This window comes from Prauserella sp. PE36, assembly GCF_003311655.1.
GTDB classification, from domain to species: Bacteria; Actinomycetota; Actinomycetes; order Mycobacteriales; family Pseudonocardiaceae; genus Prauserella_A; species Prauserella_A endophytica.
In genome coordinates, this window is record NZ_QEQT01000059.1 from 56,263 (window position 1) to 72,650 (window position 16,388).

General features: G+C 71.4%; 14 protein-coding genes. 11 read left to right on the forward strand and 3 right to left on the reverse strand.

Annotated elements, in window-relative coordinates; translation table 11 throughout:
- The first annotated feature begins 92 nt into the window (after positions 1-92).
- From DI005_RS13840 to gcl, 3 genes are all read left to right on the forward strand, one after another.
- Positions 93-917: a hydroxypyruvate isomerase family protein gene (locus DI005_RS13840; RefSeq protein WP_113642341.1), complete on the forward strand. Its 825-nt coding sequence runs from the start codon at positions 93-95 to the stop codon at positions 915-917.
- Positions 914-1,789, forward strand: a complete 876-nt coding sequence (locus tag DI005_RS13845) for a 2-hydroxy-3-oxopropionate reductase (protein ID WP_233520130.1) — start codon at positions 914-916, stop codon at positions 1,787-1,789. Before DI005_RS13840 ends, DI005_RS13845 begins: the two co-directional genes overlap by 4 nt.
- An 88-nt stretch (positions 1,790-1,877) precedes the next feature.
- Entirely contained in the window at positions 1,878-3,578 is a 1,701-nt protein-coding gene (gene gcl, locus DI005_RS13850) for a glyoxylate carboligase (RefSeq protein WP_112271930.1), read from the forward strand.
- A gap of 77 nt (positions 3,579-3,655) precedes the next feature.
- On the opposite strand, the gene DI005_RS13855 is transcribed toward gcl, so the two are convergent.
- Positions 3,656-4,246 (reverse strand): helix-turn-helix domain-containing protein, encoded by a 591-nt coding sequence (locus DI005_RS13855; protein ID WP_112271932.1) that lies wholly within the window; start codon positions 4,244-4,246, stop codon positions 3,656-3,658.
- Between the two features lie 79 nt (positions 4,247-4,325).
- On the opposite strand from DI005_RS13855, the gene allB reads away from it, so the two are divergent.
- Together allB and alc are read left to right on the forward strand one after the other, a co-directional pair.
- On the forward strand, positions 4,326-5,654 hold the full coding sequence (gene allB / locus DI005_RS13860; protein ID WP_113642343.1) for an allantoinase AllB: 1,329 nt from the start codon (positions 4,326-4,328) through the stop codon (positions 5,652-5,654).
- Positions 5,651-6,649, forward strand: a complete 999-nt coding sequence (gene alc / locus DI005_RS13865; RefSeq protein WP_113642344.1) for an allantoicase — start codon at positions 5,651-5,653, stop codon at positions 6,647-6,649. Before allB ends, alc begins: the two co-directional genes overlap by 4 nt.
- A 144-nt stretch (positions 6,650-6,793) precedes the next feature.
- On the opposite strand, the gene DI005_RS13870 is transcribed toward alc, so the two are convergent.
- Both DI005_RS13870 and DI005_RS13875 read right to left on the reverse strand, forming a co-directional pair.
- Positions 6,794-7,408, reverse strand: a complete 615-nt coding sequence (locus DI005_RS13870; RefSeq protein WP_113642345.1) for a (2Fe-2S)-binding protein — start codon at positions 7,406-7,408, stop codon at positions 6,794-6,796.
- On the reverse strand, positions 7,405-8,259 hold the full coding sequence (locus tag DI005_RS13875; RefSeq protein WP_113642346.1) for a putative RNA methyltransferase: 855 nt from the start codon (positions 8,257-8,259) through the stop codon (positions 7,405-7,407). Before DI005_RS13875 ends, DI005_RS13870 begins: the two co-directional genes overlap by 4 nt.
- A 188-nt stretch (positions 8,260-8,447) precedes the next feature.
- On the opposite strand from DI005_RS13875, the gene DI005_RS13880 reads away from it, so the two are divergent.
- From DI005_RS13880 to DI005_RS13905, 6 genes are all read left to right on the forward strand, one after another.
- Complete coding sequence (locus DI005_RS13880; RefSeq protein ID WP_113642348.1) at positions 8,448-9,767, forward strand: ammonium transporter; 1,320 nt, start codon at positions 8,448-8,450, stop codon at positions 9,765-9,767.
- The gene (locus DI005_RS13885) at positions 9,764-10,102 is read left to right on the forward strand and encodes a P-II family nitrogen regulator (protein WP_113642350.1); all 339 of its coding nucleotides are present in this window, start codon (positions 9,764-9,766) and stop codon (positions 10,100-10,102) included. Before DI005_RS13880 ends, DI005_RS13885 begins: the two co-directional genes overlap by 4 nt.
- Before the next feature lie 9 nt (positions 10,103-10,111).
- The gene (locus tag DI005_RS13890; protein WP_113642352.1) at positions 10,112-12,433 is read left to right on the forward strand and encodes a [protein-PII] uridylyltransferase; all 2,322 of its coding nucleotides are present in this window, start codon (positions 10,112-10,114) and stop codon (positions 12,431-12,433) included.
- Positions 12,434-12,914: 481 nt separating this feature from the next.
- Positions 12,915-14,453, forward strand: coding sequence for a signal recognition particle protein (gene ffh / locus DI005_RS13895; protein ID WP_113642354.1), 1,539 nt, complete (start codon positions 12,915-12,917; stop codon positions 14,451-14,453).
- 3 nt (positions 14,454-14,456) lie between these two features.
- Positions 14,457-15,521: an amidohydrolase family protein gene (locus DI005_RS13900; protein ID WP_112271949.1), complete on the forward strand. Its 1,065-nt coding sequence runs from the start codon at positions 14,457-14,459 to the stop codon at positions 15,519-15,521.
- Positions 15,522-15,601: 80 nt separating this feature from the next.
- Positions 15,602-16,342: a CPBP family intramembrane glutamic endopeptidase gene (locus DI005_RS13905; protein ID WP_113642356.1), complete on the forward strand. Its 741-nt coding sequence runs from the start codon at positions 15,602-15,604 to the stop codon at positions 16,340-16,342.
- The last annotated feature ends 46 nt before the right edge of the window (positions 16,343-16,388 follow it).

The window sequence follows — 16,388 nt, forward strand, 5'->3', positions numbered from 1 at the left end:
CCAGGATCACATCGCTACTGTCATAGTACGAAAACTTACTTCCACAATACGAAAAACTAGCATAAACGGGCAAAGCCAGAAAGCGTGGTCCCATGTCCGAACGAACCGGCGCACGGCACGACCTGCGCTACGACATCAACCTGTCCATGCTGTTCACCGAGCTGCCGCTGCTGCGGCGGCCCGCCGCCGCGCGCGCCGCGGGGTTCACCGCCATCGAGTTCTGGTGGCCGTTCACCGTCGCGGTGCCCGCGGACGCCGAGGTCGACGCGTTCGTGACCGCGGTGAACGACGCCGGGGTCCAGCTCGTCGGGCTGAACTTCTTCGCGGGTGACATGCCAGCGGGCGACCGGGGGCTGGTGTCCTGGGTGGGCAGGGAGTCCGAGTTCCGCGACAGCGCCGACGTGGCGCTGGGCATCGCCGAACGGCTCGGCTGCCGCACCTTCAACGCCCTGTACGGCAACCGGCTCGACGGCGTCGAGCCCGCCGAGCAGGACGAGCTCGCCCTGTCCACCCTGGACCAGCTGGCCACCGCGGCGGCGGGCCAGGACGGGCAGGTGGTGCTGGAGCCGCTCTCCGGCGCGCCTCGCTACCCGCTGCTCACCGCGGCCGACGCGCTCGGGGTGATCGACAAGGTCGGCAGGCCGAACGTCACGCTGCTCGCCGACTTCTACCACCTCGCCGTCAACGGCGACGACGTCGCGGCCGTGATCGCCGAGCACACCGGGCGCATCGGGCACGTGCAGATCGCCGACGCCCCAGGTCGCGGCGAGCCCGGCAGCGGGGAGCTAGACCTCGACGGGCACCTCGCCGCGGTCGAGGCCGCCGGGTACACCGGCTGGGTGGGTATCGAGTACAAGCCGACCAGCGACAGCGAGACGTCCCTTGCCTGGCTGCCGCGCGAGAGGAGGGCAGCGTGAAGATCGCTTTCATCGGCCTCGGCATCATGGGCATGCCGATGGCGAAGCACCTGGTGGCAGCGGGGCACACCGTCAGCGGCTACAACCGTAGCCGGGCCAGGGTGGACGAGTTCGCCGCCGACGGCGGCACCGCCGCGGCCTCGGTCACCGACGCCGTCCGGGGCGCCGACGTCGTGATCACCATGCTGCCCAACCACCCCGAGGTGGAGGAGGTCGTGCTCGGCCAGGGCGGCGTGCTGGAGTCGGCCGAACCGGGCGCGCTGCTCATCGACATGAGCACCATCCGGCCGGAGACGTCCATCGCCATCGCCGAGGCCGCCCGGGACAAGAACGTGCGGGTGCTCGACGCGCCGGTCTCCGGCGGCGAGGCCGGGGCCAAGCAGGCCGCGCTGTCGATCATGGTCGGCGGCGAGGAGGCCGACTTCGCCGCGGCGAGGCCGGTCTTCGAGGCGCTGGGCAAGACGGTCGTGCACGTCGGCCCCCACGGAGCGGGCCAGGTGGTGAAGGCCGCCAACCAGCTCGTGGTCGGCGGCATCTATGGGCTGGTCAGCGAGGCCATCGTGCTCATGGAGGCCTCCGGCGTCGACGCCAAGACCGGCCTCGACGTGCTCGCCGGAGGGCTCGCCGCCAACCGCATCCTCGACCTCAAGCGTGAGTCGATGGTGGCGCGGCAGTTCCAGCCGGGCTTCCGCATCGACCTGCACCACAAGGACATGGGCATCGCCACCGACGCCGCCAGGCAGGCCGACGTGGCACTGCCCATGACCGGGCTCGTCGCCCAGCTGCTCGCCGCCGCGCGGGCTATGGGCCACGGCTCGCTCGACCACTCCGCCCTGCTCAAGGTGGTCGAGCAGCTGTCCGGCCGCGCCTGACGCGGCCCACTTCTCACAGGTCACGGGCGGCCGTACCACGCCGGCAAGCACAGGGACGGCCGCCCGCTCCCCGAAAGGTGTGTACATCATGCCGAAGGTTCCTGTCATGCAGGCCGTCGTCGACGTGCTGATTTCCGAGGGCGTCGACACCGCGTTCGGCTGCCCGGGCGCCGCGATCCTCCCGCTGTACCAGGCGATGCAGGGCAGCGGGATCGAGCACCTCGTGGTCCGCCACGAGGAGGGCGCCACCCACATGGCCGACGGCTGGTCGCGCACCACCGGCAACGTCGGCGTCGCGATCGGCACGTCGGGGCCCGCGGGCACCAACATGATCACCGGCCTCTACACCGCGCAGGCCGACTCGATCCCGATCCTGTGCATCACCGGCCAGGCGGTGTCGACGAAGCTGCACCAGGAGGCGTTCCAGGCGGTCGACATCGTGGAGATCGCCAAGCCCGTGACGAAGTGGGCGGTGCAGGTCAAGGAGGCCGCGCAGGCGCCGTGGATCTTCCGCGAGGCGTTCCGGATCGCGCGCTCGGGCAGGCCCGGTCCGGTACTCATCGATCTGCCGCTCGACGTGCAGAAGCAGGAGATCGAGTGGGACGCCTCGATCGACGCGCCGTTCCCCGTGGTGACGCCCGCCCCATCGCCGGCGCGGGTCGAGCGGGCGCTGGACCTGCTGCTTGCGGCCGAGCGGCCGCTGATCCTCGCGGGCGGCGGAGTCACGCTGGGCGAGGCGAGCGAGCCGCTGCGCGCGGTCGCCGAGCGGCTCGGCGTGCCCGTGGGCGTGACGCTCATGGGCAAGGGCAGCTTCCCCGAGGACCACCCGCTGTTCGCCGGGATGGCGGGGATCCAGACGTCGCAGCGGTGGGCCAACGCGGCGTTCCTGGAGGCCGACCTGGTGCTGGCGCTCGGCGCGCGCTTCGGCGACCGGCACACGGGCGCGCTCGACGTCTACCGAGGCGACCGGAAGTTCATCCACGTCGACATCGAGCCGACGCAGATCGGCAAGGTGTTCGGCCCCGACCTCGGTGTGGTGTCCGACAGCAGGGCGTTCCTGGAGGCCCTGCTCGCGGCGGCTGACGAACGGGGCGCGCCGATCGACCCGAGGGTGCCCGTGTGGGTCAACCGGATCGCGGAGCTCAAGCGGGAGCTGCCGAGGCGGGAGGACTTCGACACGGTGCCGATCAAGGCCCCGAGGGTGTTCAAGGAGATCAACGAGTTCTACGGCGAGGACACCTACTTCGTCACCGCGATCGGGCTGTACCAGATCTGGTCGGGCCAGTTCCAGCGCGCGCACAGGCCGAGGCACTACCAGGTGTGCGGGCAGGCGGGCCCGCTCGGCTGGGAGATCCCGGCCGCGATCGGGGTCAAGAAGGCGCGCCCCGACGCCGAGGTGGTGGGCGTGGTCGGCGACTACTCGTTCCAGTTCCTGGTGGAGGAGCTGGCCGTGGCGGCGCAGTACGAAGTGCCGTTCGTGCTGATCATGCTCAACAACGAGTACCTGGGGCTCATCCGGCAGGCCGAGCTCGGCTACGACATGAACTTCCAGGTGGACCTGCACTACGACGAGTACGGCACGGACAACGTGAAGATCATGGAGGCCTACGGCTGCTCTGGCACGCGCGTGGTGGAGCCCTCGGAGATCCGCGGCTCGCTGGAATGGGCGCGCAAGGAGGCGGATCGCACGGGCCGCCCGGTGCTCGTGGAGATCATGATCGAGCGCGAGGCGAATGCCTCGATGGGCACCGCTCTCGACAACGTCAAGGAGTTCGAACCCACGCCGTGACCGGAGCCCTCACCCGTCTGCAGTGAAGGCCACCATGCCTGCGTTCAACGCAGTGAAGGTGGCCTTCACTGCAGTCGTCACGGAAGGTTGACCCACACGGCTACCGCGGGGATGTCGCCTGCGTTGCGGACGCGGTGCGGGGTCGTTGAGGGGAACCGGATCGAGTCGCCGGGGCCCAGTTCGTAGTGGTCGAAGCCGAGGTCGACGGTCAGCGTGCCGGACAGCACGCTGCCCAGCTCGTGCCCGTTGTGCCGCAGGTACTCGCCGTCCTGGCTGGAGGTGGACCCCGGCGGGTAGGTCGACTCGTAGATCTCCACGCCCGGGATGGGCGTCGCGGTGAGCCTGCGGTACTCCACGCCGTGGCCGAGCGAGATCGCGGGCACCTCGCCCGCCCTCGTCACCACCACCTCGTCGGACCCGGCCGCGGGCTCCTCGGGTTCGGGCGCCGCTTCGCCGAACGCCGCCGCCAGCGGCACCTCCAGGATCGACACGATCTGGAACAGCCGCGTCACCGACGGCCGCATCTTGCCCCGTTCCATCTGCGACAGCGCGCTCGGGCTGACGCCGAGCTCGCCCGCGAGCGCGCGCAGCGACATCCCGCGTTCGATGCGGAGTGCCCTGATGCGGGCCCCGAGTTCCTCGTCGTCGGGCGGCGCGCCGGGGAGCATGCGTCGCAGTCTACGCCGGATGAAGGAACTTCTTCACGGGTGTTCAGTTATGGCTTCACACTCGCTACGCTGGTGAGCCATGGACCTGGTGCTGCGAGCGCGAAGGGCGATCACCGCCGACGGCGAGACCGCCTGCGCCGTCGGCGTCCGGGACGGCCGGATCGTCGCCGTCGAGCCCTACGACACCGCGCTCGTCGGTGACCAGCTGGTGGAGCTGGGCGCCGACGAGGTGCTCCTGCCCGGGCTCGTCGACAGCCACGTCCACGTCAACGATCCCGGCCGCAGCGAGTGGGAGGGCTTCGAGACGGCCACGCGCGCGGCGGCCGCGGGCGGGGTAACCACGATCGTCGACATGCCGCTCAACAGCCTTCCGCCGACGGTCGACGTCGCCACGCTGGAGGTCAAGCGCAAGACCGCGCTCGGCCGCGTGCACGTCGATGTCGGCTTCTGGGGCGGCGCGATCCCCGGCAACGCCGCGCAGCTGCGCCCGCTGCACGACGCGGGCGTGTTCGGCTTCAAGAGCTTCCTGCTGCACTCCGGCGTCGACGAGTTCCCCCCGCTCGACACCGAGGGGCTGGAGGAGGCGATGCGGGTCCTGCGCGAGTTCGACGGGCTGCTGATCGTGCACGCGGAGGACGCCGAAACGATCGACCGCGCGCCCAACCCACACGGCCCGCGCTACAGCGGCTTCCTCGCCTCGCGCCCGCCAGAGGCCGAGCACGCCGCGATCGCCAGGGTGCTCGAACTGGCCAGGCGCACCGGGGCCCGCGTGCACATCCTGCACCTCGCGTCGGCGCGGGCCCTGCCGCTGATCGCCGAGGCCAAACGCGACGGCGTGGCGGTCACCGCCGAGACGTGCCCCCACTACCTGAGCTTCACGGCCGAGGAGATCGGTGACGGCGCCACGCAGTTCAAGTGCTGCCCGCCGATCCGCGAGGCCGCCAACCGCGAGCTGCTGTGGCGGGGACTCGCCGAGGGCGTGCTCGACTGCGTCGTCAGCGACCACTCGCCGTGCACGCCCGAGCTGAAGCGCTTCGACAGCGGCGATTTCGGCGAGGCGTGGGGCGGGATCGCGGGCCTGCAGGTGGGGCTGCCAGCCGTGTGGACGGGCGCGCGGCAGCGCGGCTTCGGCCTCGCCGACGTGGTGCGCTGGATGGCGCACGGACCCGCAGCGCAGGCCGGGCTCCCGCGCAAGGGGCACCTCGCGGCGGGCTACGACGCCGACTTCTGCGTGTTCGCCCCCGACGAGGCGTTCGTCGTGGACGCCGCGAAGCTGCGGCACCGCAACGCCGTAAGCGCCTACCACGACCGGCCGCTGGCCGGGGTCGTGCGGAGCACGTGGCTGCGCGGAGCACAGGTGACCGGGCGGTCGCCGCACGGGCGGCTGCTGACGAGGGGAGAGCGGTGAACGACCGTCCGGAGTGGACTCAGCTGACCGACCTGGCCTCCCGCCGCTTCGGGGGTACCGTCATGTGGGCGAGCGACGAGCTGTTCGCCGAGAAGGAGAACCTCGTCAACCCGTGGCGGCCGCGGCACCAGCCGGAGACGTTCGGCCCGAAGGGGCAGCTCTACGACGGCTGGGAGACCCGCAGGCACCGCGAACCCGGCAACGACCAGGCGATCCTGCGCCTCGGGCTGCCCGGCGCGGTTACCGGCGTGGTGGTGGACACCGCGTTCTTCAAGGGCAACTACCCGCCTTTCGTCACGGTCGAGGCGCTCGCCGCGGAGGGCTACCCGAGCGTGGCCGAACTGTCCGGAATGGACTGGGACGTGCTCGTCGACCACGAGCCGGTGGCGGGCGACGCGGAGAACTTCTTCACCGTCGGCTCGCGGAAGCGCTACACCCACACCCGGCTCACCATGCACCCCGACGGCGGGGTCGCGCGGCTGCGCGTGCACGGCGACGTGATCCCCGACCCGCGGCTGCTCGACCCTGGCGCGCTCGATCTCGCCGCGCTGGAGAACGGAGCGGTGTGCACCGGGTGCAGCGACATGTTCTACTCGTCGCCCGCGAACATGCTCGCGCCCGGGCTCGCCGCCAACCAGGCCGAGGGCTGGGAGACCGCGCGCAGGCGCGACGGCGGCAACGACTGGGCGGTGATCCGCCTCGCGGGGGCGGGCAGGGTGCGCTTCGCCGAGTTCGACACCAGCAACCTGCGGGGCAACGCGCCGGGCTGGGTGACACTGAGCGGCTCGACGGATGGGCACACGTGGTTCGAGCTGTTGCCGAGGACCCGCCTGCAGCCCGACACCCGGCACCGGTTCGCCGTCCCGGAACCGCGCGAGGCCGCCCACGTCCGGCTCGACATCCACCCCGACGGCGGCATGGCGCGCCTGCGGCTGTTCGGTGCGCTGACCGATCAGGGCCTCGCCGACCTGGAGAGCCGCTTCGAGGAGAGCTGACCCCTTCCTGCCCAGCCGACTGCAGTGAAGGCCACCATGCCTGCGCCCACCCGTCTCCCGCCACCACCCGAACGGAGACGCTCCGCGCCGCTGTGTTCTATTCCATGCAGTGAAGGTGGCCTTCACTGCGGCCGCGGTACCGCCTCAGCCGAGGAGGGCCCGGATGCGTTGTTCTCGGTCGGCGGGCGTCTGGCGGGGGCAGCTCGCGCACTTCTCGCCCCCTGTTGCCTCGTAGATGAGGCAGCACGATGAGCGCCGGACCACCTCGTGCGGTCCGATGTGGACATACCGGGGCGGCGGCATCCGGTGGCCGATCGCGGCGGCGAGCGGGGCCGCGAGGTCGGTCCGCCCCGCCCACAGCAACCTGGTGCCGATCGAGTCGGCGGCGATCGCCCACAGCGAGCGCGTGGTCGCCCCGGACACGTGTGCGATCGCCTCCACGATCCGGTCGAGAGCGTCGCCCAGCGCGCCGCCGAGAGCGGTGAGGTCGTCGCCGAGCATGCGCTCGGAGCGCGCGTCAAGGTACCGGCCGTCGGGATGCATCGTGAACGTGACGGCCTCCAACGCGGGATCGAGCGCGATGCCCGTGCGCGCGAACGACTCCAGCGACGGGCCGACGAGCACCGACGACGCCGAGTACCACCGGATCGTGCCCAGCACCCGTTCGCTCGCCCGGCCGTACAGGTTCGCCGCGCCCTTCAGGTCCTCGCGCAGCCACGCGGGATCGGCGAGCACCGTCGCCGGCACCTCGACGCTCATGGCAGCCTGCGGTAGGTCGACACGGAGAACGCCGTGGTGACGTCCATGGCCTCGGTGAGCGAGCCGAGCCGGTCGGCGAGCCCGCCGCGGTGCAGGTGGTGGGCGTTCGGGCCCATCAGCACCGCCCTGCGCACGTCGTCGGGGCCGAGCTTCACCGTGCCCCCGCACTGCCTCCTGCCGACGAGCTCGAAACCGTCGGCCAGTGCCGCGTCGAGGCGCTGCTCCTTGTCCTCGCCGATGTCGAGCAGGTCCAGCTTCCGGGACAGCTCGCCCAGATGGCCGCTGCCGGGGGAGGCGACCACCACCGTGCCGCCCGGCCGCAGCACCCGGTGGAACTCTCCGGCGTTGCGCGGCGCGAAGACGTTGAGCACGGTGTCGGCGACGCCGGAGCCCACCGGCCACGGCTCCCAGAGATTCCACACGGCAGCCCCGATCCTCGGGTGGGCCTTCGCCGCGCGGCGCAGGGCGGGCGCCGACACGTCGAGCGCCAGGCCCTCCGCGCCGGGCAACGCGTCGAGCACCTTCGCCAGGTAATAGCCGGTGCCTGCCCCCGCGTCGACCACGAGGCCGCCTGTCGCCTGCTCGGCGAGGGCCTCCGCCAGCGGTGCGTAGAAACCCGCGGCGAGGAACTCGGCCCGCGCGGCCACCATCTCGGCCGTGTCGGCGGTGCCCGCGGCCACCTTCGCGTGCAGCAGGTTCACGTAGCCCTGCCTCGCGAGGTCGAACGAATGGAGCCGCTCGCATCGCAGCGTGTGACCGGCGAGCTCCACGCCGCCGCCACAGACGGAGCAGCGCAGCGCCGCCAGCACAGCGGACGGTAGCGGTTTCGCAGTCGTTTCACGCGAGGTCACGCCTGCTATTCGACCACGACGTTTCGCATCCGGACGAATCGGCACAGGTCACGGGAAACGCACCCGTAACATGACGGCCCGTTTGGTTCACCACGTCGAAACCTGAGAATCCACTCCGTGCAACACGCCTTCCCGATGCTGTGCCGCAATTGCGCGTTCTGCGATCCGGCTCTCGAAGGAGGAGAAGCGTGGAAGGGAATACGGCCTGGTTGCTCACCAGCGCCGCTCTGGTGCTGCTGATGACACCGGGATTGGCGTTCTTCTACGGCGGCATGGTGCGGTCCAAGAGCGTGCTGAACATGCTGATGATGTGCTTCGGGGCCATGGGGCTCATCGGTGTGCTGTGGGTGGTCTACGGCTACTCGATGGCCTTCGGCGACGACGTCGGCGGTGGGCTCCTCGGTGATCCGTTCGAGGCGCTCGGGCTCTCCGGCCTCATGGGCGGTGACGCGCTGAGCACCACGGGCTTCGTGGCGTTCCAGGGCATGTTCGCGATCATCACGGTCGCCCTCATCGCCGGTGCCGTCGCCGACCGCATGCGGTTCGGCGCGTGGCTGCTGTTCGCGGGACTCTGGGCCACGGTCGTGTACTTCCCCGTGGCGCACTGGGTCTTCGCGTTCGACAACGAGGACTCGGGCGTGGTCGGTGGCTGGATCGCCAACGACCTCGGCGCGCTGGACTTCGCCGGTGGCACCGCGGTGCACATCAACGCCGGTGCCGCCGCGCTGGCGCTCGTGCTGGTGCTCGGCAAGCGTCGCGGCTGGCCCAAGGAGCCGATGAAGCCGCACAACCTGCCCTACGTGATGCTCGGCGCAGGCCTGCTGTGGTTCGGCTGGTTCGGGTTCAACGCCGGTTCGGCGCTGGCCGCGAACGAGATCGCCGGCGTCGCCTTCGTCAACACCCTCACCGCGACCTGTGCCGCGATGCTCGGCTGGCTGCTCACCGAGCGCCTTCGCGACGGCAAGGCGACGAGCCTCGGCGCCGCTTCCGGTGTCGTGGCCGGCCTGGTGGCCATCACCCCGGCGTGTGCGTTCGTCGACACCTGGGGCGCGCTGTCCATCGGCGCCATCGCGGGCATCCTCTGCGCGCTGGCGGTGGGCCTCAAGTACCGCTTCGGCTACGACGACTCGCTCGACGTCGTCGGCGTCCACCTCGTCGGTGGTCTCGTCGGCACGCTGCTGATCGGCTTCTTCGGCACCACCAACGTCAATGAGGGCAGCGTCGACGGCCTGTTCTACGGCGGCGGCGCGAGCCAGCTCGGCATCCAGGCGGTCGGCGCGATCGCGGTGCTGCTGTACTCCTTCGTGGTGGCCGCCATCCTGGCGCTCATCATCAAGTACACGATGGGCCTGCGGGTCGCCGCCGAGGACGAGACCACCGGCATCGACGAGGCGGAGCACGCCGAGTCGGCGTACGACTTCGCCGGTGGGCGTGGTGGCCGTGCGGCCTCGGTGGACACCGGGGCCACGAGCGGTAACGCGAAGAAGCTCGAGGAGAGCAAGTCATGAAACTGATCACGGCGATCGTCAAGCCGTTCACGCTCGACGACATCCGGTCCGCGCTCGAGCAGCTCGGGGTGCTCGGCATGACCGTCAGCGAGGTGCAGGGCTACGGCAGGCAGAAGGGCCACACCGAGGTCTACCGCGGCGCCGAGTACGCCGTCGACTTCGTGGCCAAGCTGAAGATCGAGGTGGTGACTGACGACGCCAACGTCGAGAAGGTCATCGACGCGGTCGTCAGCGCCGCGCACACCGGCAAGATCGGCGACGGGAAGGTGTGGGTGACCCCCGTCGACACGGTCGTCCGCGTCCGCACCGGCGAACGTGGCGCCGATGCTCTCTAAGAGACTGCCGTGGTCGTAGGGGGGCTTGTCGAGGCGGCCAACCGGCTGCTGGAGGGTCGCCACGGAAGGCTCGGCGCGACCGCGCTGCGAGCCGCTCTGGTCGACCTGTACGAGTTCTGGCTGAACAAGGCCGCCGCGGCGGCCGGCATCGACATCACAGGCACCGCGTCCTGCGATGTCGCGCTGGTCGCCGTCGGCGGCCTCGGCCGTCGGGAGCTCGTGCCCTTCTCCGACCTCGACCTGGTGCTGGTGCACAACGGAAACCCGGACATCGGGGAGATCGCGGACGCGCTCTGGTACCCGCTGTGGGACGCCAGGGTCGGTCTCGATCACTCGGTGCGCACGCCGGGGGAAGCGCTCAAGGTCGCCTCCGAGGACCTGCGTACCGCCATGGGACTGCTCGACGCCCGGCACCTCGCCGGTGACGCCGAACTCACCGAGCGGCTGGCCTCCGCCGCGCGCGACCACTGGCGGCGCACTGCCCGCAAACGGTTGCCCGAGCTGGCGGAGGCGACGCGCACGCGCTGGCGGCGCAGCGGGGAGATCGCGCAGTCGGCCGAACCCGATCTGAAGTACGGCCGCGGCGGCCTGCGGGATCTCGGGCTGTTGGACGCGCTCGCGGTCGCCCAGCTCACCGACCGCCCGAACGAGGAGCTGCGCGCGGCCCGCGAGCTGCTGCTCGACGTCCGCACCGAGCTGCGCAGGGAGCTGCGCCGCGACCGCGACGTGCTTGGCGCGGGAGACGCAGAGCTGGTGGCCGCCGAGCTGGAGCTGGGCGACCGGTTCTCACTGGCGCGCAGGCTCTCCGGCGCGGGCAGGGCCGTCGGCTACGCCGTAGACGTCGCCCTGCGGGCCGCGACCGAACCACCGAGGACACGGTTCGGCAGGCGGCCGAGCCGCACCCCCCTCGACGACGGCGTAGTCCTGCACGGCAACGAGGTCGCGCTCGCCCGCGACGCGGTGCCCGCTCGCGACGCAGGGCTGCTGCTGCGGGTCGCCGCGGCGTCGGCCCGCACCGGCAAGCCCATCGCGCACGGCACGCTGCGGACGCTCGCCGACTCCGCGCCCGAGCTGCGCGCGCCGTGGCCGGAACCCGCCCGGCAGGCGCTGACGGAGCTGCTCGGCGCGGGTGAGGGACTCGTAGACGCCGTCGAGGCGCTCGACCGGACGGGCCTGTGGGCGCGGCTCTTCCCGGAATGGGGCGCCGTGCGCGACCTCCCGCCGCGCGAGCCGGTGCACGCGTGGACGGTCGACCGGCACCTGGTGCAGGCGTGCGTCGAGGCGGCGCGGCTCACCACCACGGTCTCGCGGCCCGACCTGCTGCTGCTCGGCGCGCTCCTGCACGACATCGGCAAGGGCCGCGACGCGGACCACTCCGAACTGGGGGCCAAGCTCGCCGCGCAGGTGGCCGTCCGCATCGGACTGTCCGATGAGGACGTCGCCACGGTCGCGGGCATGGTGCGGCACCACCTGCTCCTGCCGCACACGGCCACGCGACGCGACATCAGTGAGCAGGAGACCGTCGAACGGGTCGCCAAGACCGTCGACGGCAGCCCGCTGCTGCTCGACCTCCTGCGGGCGCTCGCGCAGGCCGACTCGCTCGCGACCGGGCCGGGTGTGTGGACGGAGTGGAAGGCGGGACTCATCTCCGAGCTGGTGAGCCGTTGCCGGCATCTGTTGCACGGCAAGGGGTTCTCGGCGCCCGAGCCGATCGACGACACCCAGCGCGCCCTGGTGGCCGAGGCGGTGCGGACCACGCGCGGCGAGGTGCGCGTGACCGCAGCGGGCAAACTCGCCACCGTGGTGCTCGCCGTGCCCGCCAACGCCGAGCTGCTCACGCCCGCCGCGGGCGTCCTCGCGCTCAACTCGCTCGAGGTGCACACGGCGATGCTGCACAGCCACGGCGGGGGCCGGGTCGGCGTCTTCACGGCGTCGCCGAGGTTCGGCACGCTGCCCGACGCGGGGCTGTTGCGCGAGCAGTTCGCCAGGGCCGTCGCTGGCGGGCTTCCGTTGAGCCAGAAACTCGCCGAGAAGGAGAAGGCGTACGACACGCCGGTGCCGGTGCCTGCGTCGCCGAAGGTGCTGTGGTTCGACGACGAGACTGCGGCCCCCGGCTCCGTCGTGCTCGAACTGCGGGCGGTGGACCGGATCGGCCTGCTTTACCGGGTCGCCGGTGCGCTGCGCCGGTGTGACGCCGAGGTGCGCTGGGCGAAGGTCTCCACGCTGGGGGCCAGGGTGGTCGACTCCTTCGCCGTGTCGCCGCGGCAGGGCGCGCTCGACCCGGCGTGGCGGCGGCGGGTCGAACAGGCGGTGCTCGCCGCGGCCACCTGAGCCGGCTTCCGCGTGTCGGCGCCGCCCGAGCGCGGGGCGGTCGGGTGACACGCTGATCGAGGCCAGGATCGAGGGCCGGGATGTGGTCCAGCCCATAGCGGCCAGGAGCAGGAGTCCGTGCGCAAGGCGCGACGCGGGGCCTCCGGCAAGGCGCGCTCGGCGCCCAGGTCCGATCACTGAGTACCCCTGGGTAGTTCTACGCAGAACGGATGCGGTGTCTTCACGCTGCCATGACCACCGCGCCTCCGGGCAGGCTGAGACCTGCCCGGGTGAGGTGCCGGGGTCGGCGCGGATCGCCTGGTACTGGGGGTCTGGCGAACACGCCGGCCGCACAGGGCACCCGCTTGGGCAGCCCGCCGCCCGGCCGGACCAGGGGAGGTGACCGGCCGGGCGGTCCCGCGGGATGACGCGGCCAGTACCCTGGGATGTTGTCGGCCCGTGAGCCGGCTGAGTATCCACGACCTGCTGGAGCGTGCACCCCGTGTTCGACACACTCTCCGATCGGCTCACGTCGGTCCTGCAGAACCTCCGCGGCAAGGGCAAGCTCTCCGATGCCGACATCGACGCCACCGCGCGCGAGATCCGTATCGCGCTGCTCGAGGCCGACGTCGCGCTGCCCGTGGTCAGGGAATTCATCGGCCACGTCAAGGAGCGCGCCAAGGGCGCCGAGGTGTCCGAGGCCCTCAACCCCGCGCAGCAGGTCATCAAGATCGTCAACGAGGAGCTCATCGGCATCCTCGGCGGCGAGACCCGGCGGATCAACCTCGCCAAGAACCCGCCGACGGTCATCATGCTCGCCGGTCTGCAGGGTTCCGGTAAGACCACGCTGGCGGGCAAGCTCGCGCTCTGGCTGAAGAAGCAGGGCCACGCGCCGCTGCTCGTGGCGTGTGACCTCCAGCGCCCCAACGCGGTGACGCAGCTGCAGGTCGTCGGCGAGCGCGCCGGGGTGGCCACGTTCGCCCCCGAGCCGGGCAACGGCGTCGGCGACCCGGTGGACGTCGCGCGGCGCAGCATCGAGGAGGCCAGGCACGCTCAGCACGACGTGGTCGTGGTCGACACCGCCGGCCGTCTCGGTGTCGACGAGGAGCTGATGAAGCAGGCCGCGGACATCCGCGACGCCGTGACGCCCGACGAGACGCTGTTCGTGGTCGACGCGATGATCGGCCAGGACGCCGTGACCACGGCCGAGGCGTTCCGGGACGGCGTCGGCTTCTCCGGCGTGGTGCTCACCAAGCTCGACGGCGACGCCCGCGGTGGTGCGGCGCTGTCCGTGCGGCAGGTCACCGGCCAGCCGATTCTCTTCGCGTCCAACGGCGAGAAGCTCGAGGACTTCGACGTCTTCCACCCCGACCGCATGGCCAGCCGGATCCTCGGCATGGGCGACATGCTCACCCTGATCGAGCAGGCCGAGCAGGCCTTCGACCAGGAGAAGGCGGAGAAGGCGGCGGCCAAGCTGGGCAGCGGCGAGCTGACCCTGGAGGACTTCCTCGAGCAGATGCTCGCGGTGCGCAAGATGGGCCCGATCGGCAACCTGCTGGGCATGCTGCCCGGCGCGGGGCAGATGAAGGACCAGCTCGCCAACGTCGACGACAAGCACCTCGACCGGCTGCAGGCGATCATCCGGGGCATGACCCCCGCCGAGCGGGCCAACCCCAAGATGATCAACGCCTCCCGCAGGCAGCGCATCGCGCGCGGATCCGGTGTCGCCGTGCGCGACGTCAACGACCTGGTCAACCGGTTCTTCGAGGCCCGCAAGATGATGCAGCAGATGGCGGGCCGGTTCGGCTTCGGTGGCGGCGGCAGCGCCACGAAGAAGCAGCACGTGCGCAAGGGAAAGAAGGGCAAGAAGGGCAAGAAGGTCCAGCAGAAGGCGCGCGGCGGCTTCCCTGGCGGCATGCCCGGCGGGTTCCCGCCCGCGGCGGGCGGCGGGATGCCCGACCTGTCGCAGCTCGGCGGCGGCCTCAACGACCTGCCCCCCGGATTCGACCCGTCGAAGCTGAACTTCCCGAAGAACAAGTAGCCCATGTACCACCTGCGCGGGGTCGTGCTGCCCGACGGTGACGAGCGCGACGTCTGGATCGGCGACGGCCGGATCTCGTTCGATCCGGTGGACGGCGCCCGTTCGCTCGACGGCGCGTTCCTCGTGCCGGGGCTCGTGGACGCGCACTGCCATCCCGGCATCGGCGTGCACGGCCCGACGACGCTGGAGGAGGCGACCGAGCAGGCGCTGACCGACCGGGACGCGGGGACCCTGCTCATCCGCGACTGCGGCGTGCCGATCGACATCCGGCCGTTGCAGGAGCGCGCCGACCTGCCCCGGATCATCCGGGGCGGGCAGCACCTGGCGCTGCCGAAGCGCTACGTGCCGAAGCTCGGCATCGACCTCGAGCACCCCGACCGGCTGCCCGGAGCCGTCGCCGAGCAGGCCAGGGCCGGAGACGGCTGGGTGAAGATCGTCGGCGACTGGATCGACCGCGCGGTCGGCGACCTCGCGCCGCTCTGGCCGGACGACGTGCTTGCCGAGGCGATCAAGGTCGCCCACGAGGAGGGCGCGCGGGTCACCGCACACGTGTTCGGCGAGGCCGCGATGCCGGGGCTGATCAACGCGGGCATCGACTGCCTCGAACACGGCACCGGGCTGTCGGCCGACCTGCTCGCCGAAATGGCGCGACGGGGCACCGCACTCGTGCCCACGCTGATCAACATCGAGAACTTCCCCGGCATCGCCGACCAGGCGGCCAAGTACCCGGTCTACGCCGCGCACATGCGGGCGCTGCACGCCGGGGTCACCGACATGGTCGGCGCGGCGCTGGACGCCGGTGTCGCGGTTTACGCGGGCACCGACGCGGGTGGCATGGTCGAGCACGGCAGGCTCCCCGACGAGGTCGAGGCGCTGCATCGCGCGGGCATGTCCGAGGAGCAGGCGCTCGCGGCGGCGTCATGGGCGGCCCGCGAGTGGCTGGGCTTCGAGGGGATCGCCGACGGCGCGCCGGCCGACCTCGTGGTGTTCGACGCCGACCCTCGCGAGGACCTCTCCGTGCTGCGCCGTCCCCGGCACGTCATCCTGCGCGGCACCCTGATCAGGTGAGCCCCTTCTGCGCATCGCTGCGCTGCGCCCACGCAACTAAAGTGCCCTTGGGTGCAGATCATCGGTGACGGGGAGGTGCGGTGGATCGCGGTCAGGAGGATCCTCCGCCGATCCGCGCCGGGTTGGTGCTCGGCGCGCACTGGGGCTTCCTCGCGTTCTTCGCGGGCCTCGCGGCGTACTACCTGCTCTCGCTGCTGCTGACCGCGTTCGCGATCGGAGGGGACGGCGAGGTCGGCTCGCTCCGGTTGCCCGAGCTGGGCCCGCTCGTACTGCTCGCCTTCGTACCCAACATCCTGCTCGGCCTCGCACCCGTGCTCGCCGCCCGCCGCTGGGGACAGGGCGTGCTCGCCGAGTTCCGGCTGCTCCCCAACGCCAGGGACGTCAAGGTCGGCCTCGCGTGCGGCGGCTTCGCGCTGCTCACCGGCTATCTGCTCAACGTGGTCCTGCTGGAGGTCTACGGCACCGACCGGCTTTCCGACCCGCTCACCGAGGTGTTCGGTGGCATCGCCTCCAACACCGGCTGGCTCGTCGTCGCCGCGCTCATCGTGGTGGTGGCCGCCCCGCTCACCGAGGAGCTGTTCGTCCGCGGCGCGCTGTGGAATGGCCTCGCCCACCATCGGGTACCACCATGGGTGGTCCTCGTGCTGACGGCGCTCGTGTTCGCGCAGCTGCACGGCGAGCCCAGCCGCACGATCGCGTTGCTCGGCCAGGGGATCGCGATCGGAGCAGCCCGGTTGATCACCGACCGGGTGGGTGCGAGCGTCGTGGCGCACGCGACCAACAACCTGCCGCCCGCCCTTCTGCTGTTCGGCGGCTCGTGACCGGGTGTGTGCGCACAGTAGGCTCACCGGGTCGAAGGCGGCGGGT

Excerpts from the sequence above, each read along its gene's own strand:
- DI005_RS13840 (WP_113642341.1), top strand. The coding sequence starts at position 93 with ATGTCCGAACGAACCGGCGCACGGCACGACCTGCGCTACGACATCAAC.
- gcl (WP_112271930.1), top strand. The coding sequence starts at position 1,878 with ATGCCGAAGGTTCCTGTCATGCAGGCCGTCGTCGACGTGCTGATTTCC.
- DI005_RS13855 (WP_112271932.1), bottom strand. The coding sequence starts at position 4,246 with ATGCTCCCCGGCGCGCCGCCCGACGACGAGGAACTCGGGGCCCGCATC.
- allB (WP_113642343.1), top strand. The coding sequence starts at position 4,326 with ATGGACCTGGTGCTGCGAGCGCGAAGGGCGATCACCGCCGACGGCGAG.
- DI005_RS13870 (WP_113642345.1), bottom strand. The coding sequence starts at position 7,408 with ATGAGCGTCGAGGTGCCGGCGACGGTGCTCGCCGATCCCGCGTGGCTG.
- DI005_RS13885 (WP_113642350.1), top strand. The coding sequence starts at position 9,764 with ATGAAACTGATCACGGCGATCGTCAAGCCGTTCACGCTCGACGACATC.
- DI005_RS13900 (WP_112271949.1), top strand. The coding sequence starts at position 14,457 with ATGTACCACCTGCGCGGGGTCGTGCTGCCCGACGGTGACGAGCGCGAC.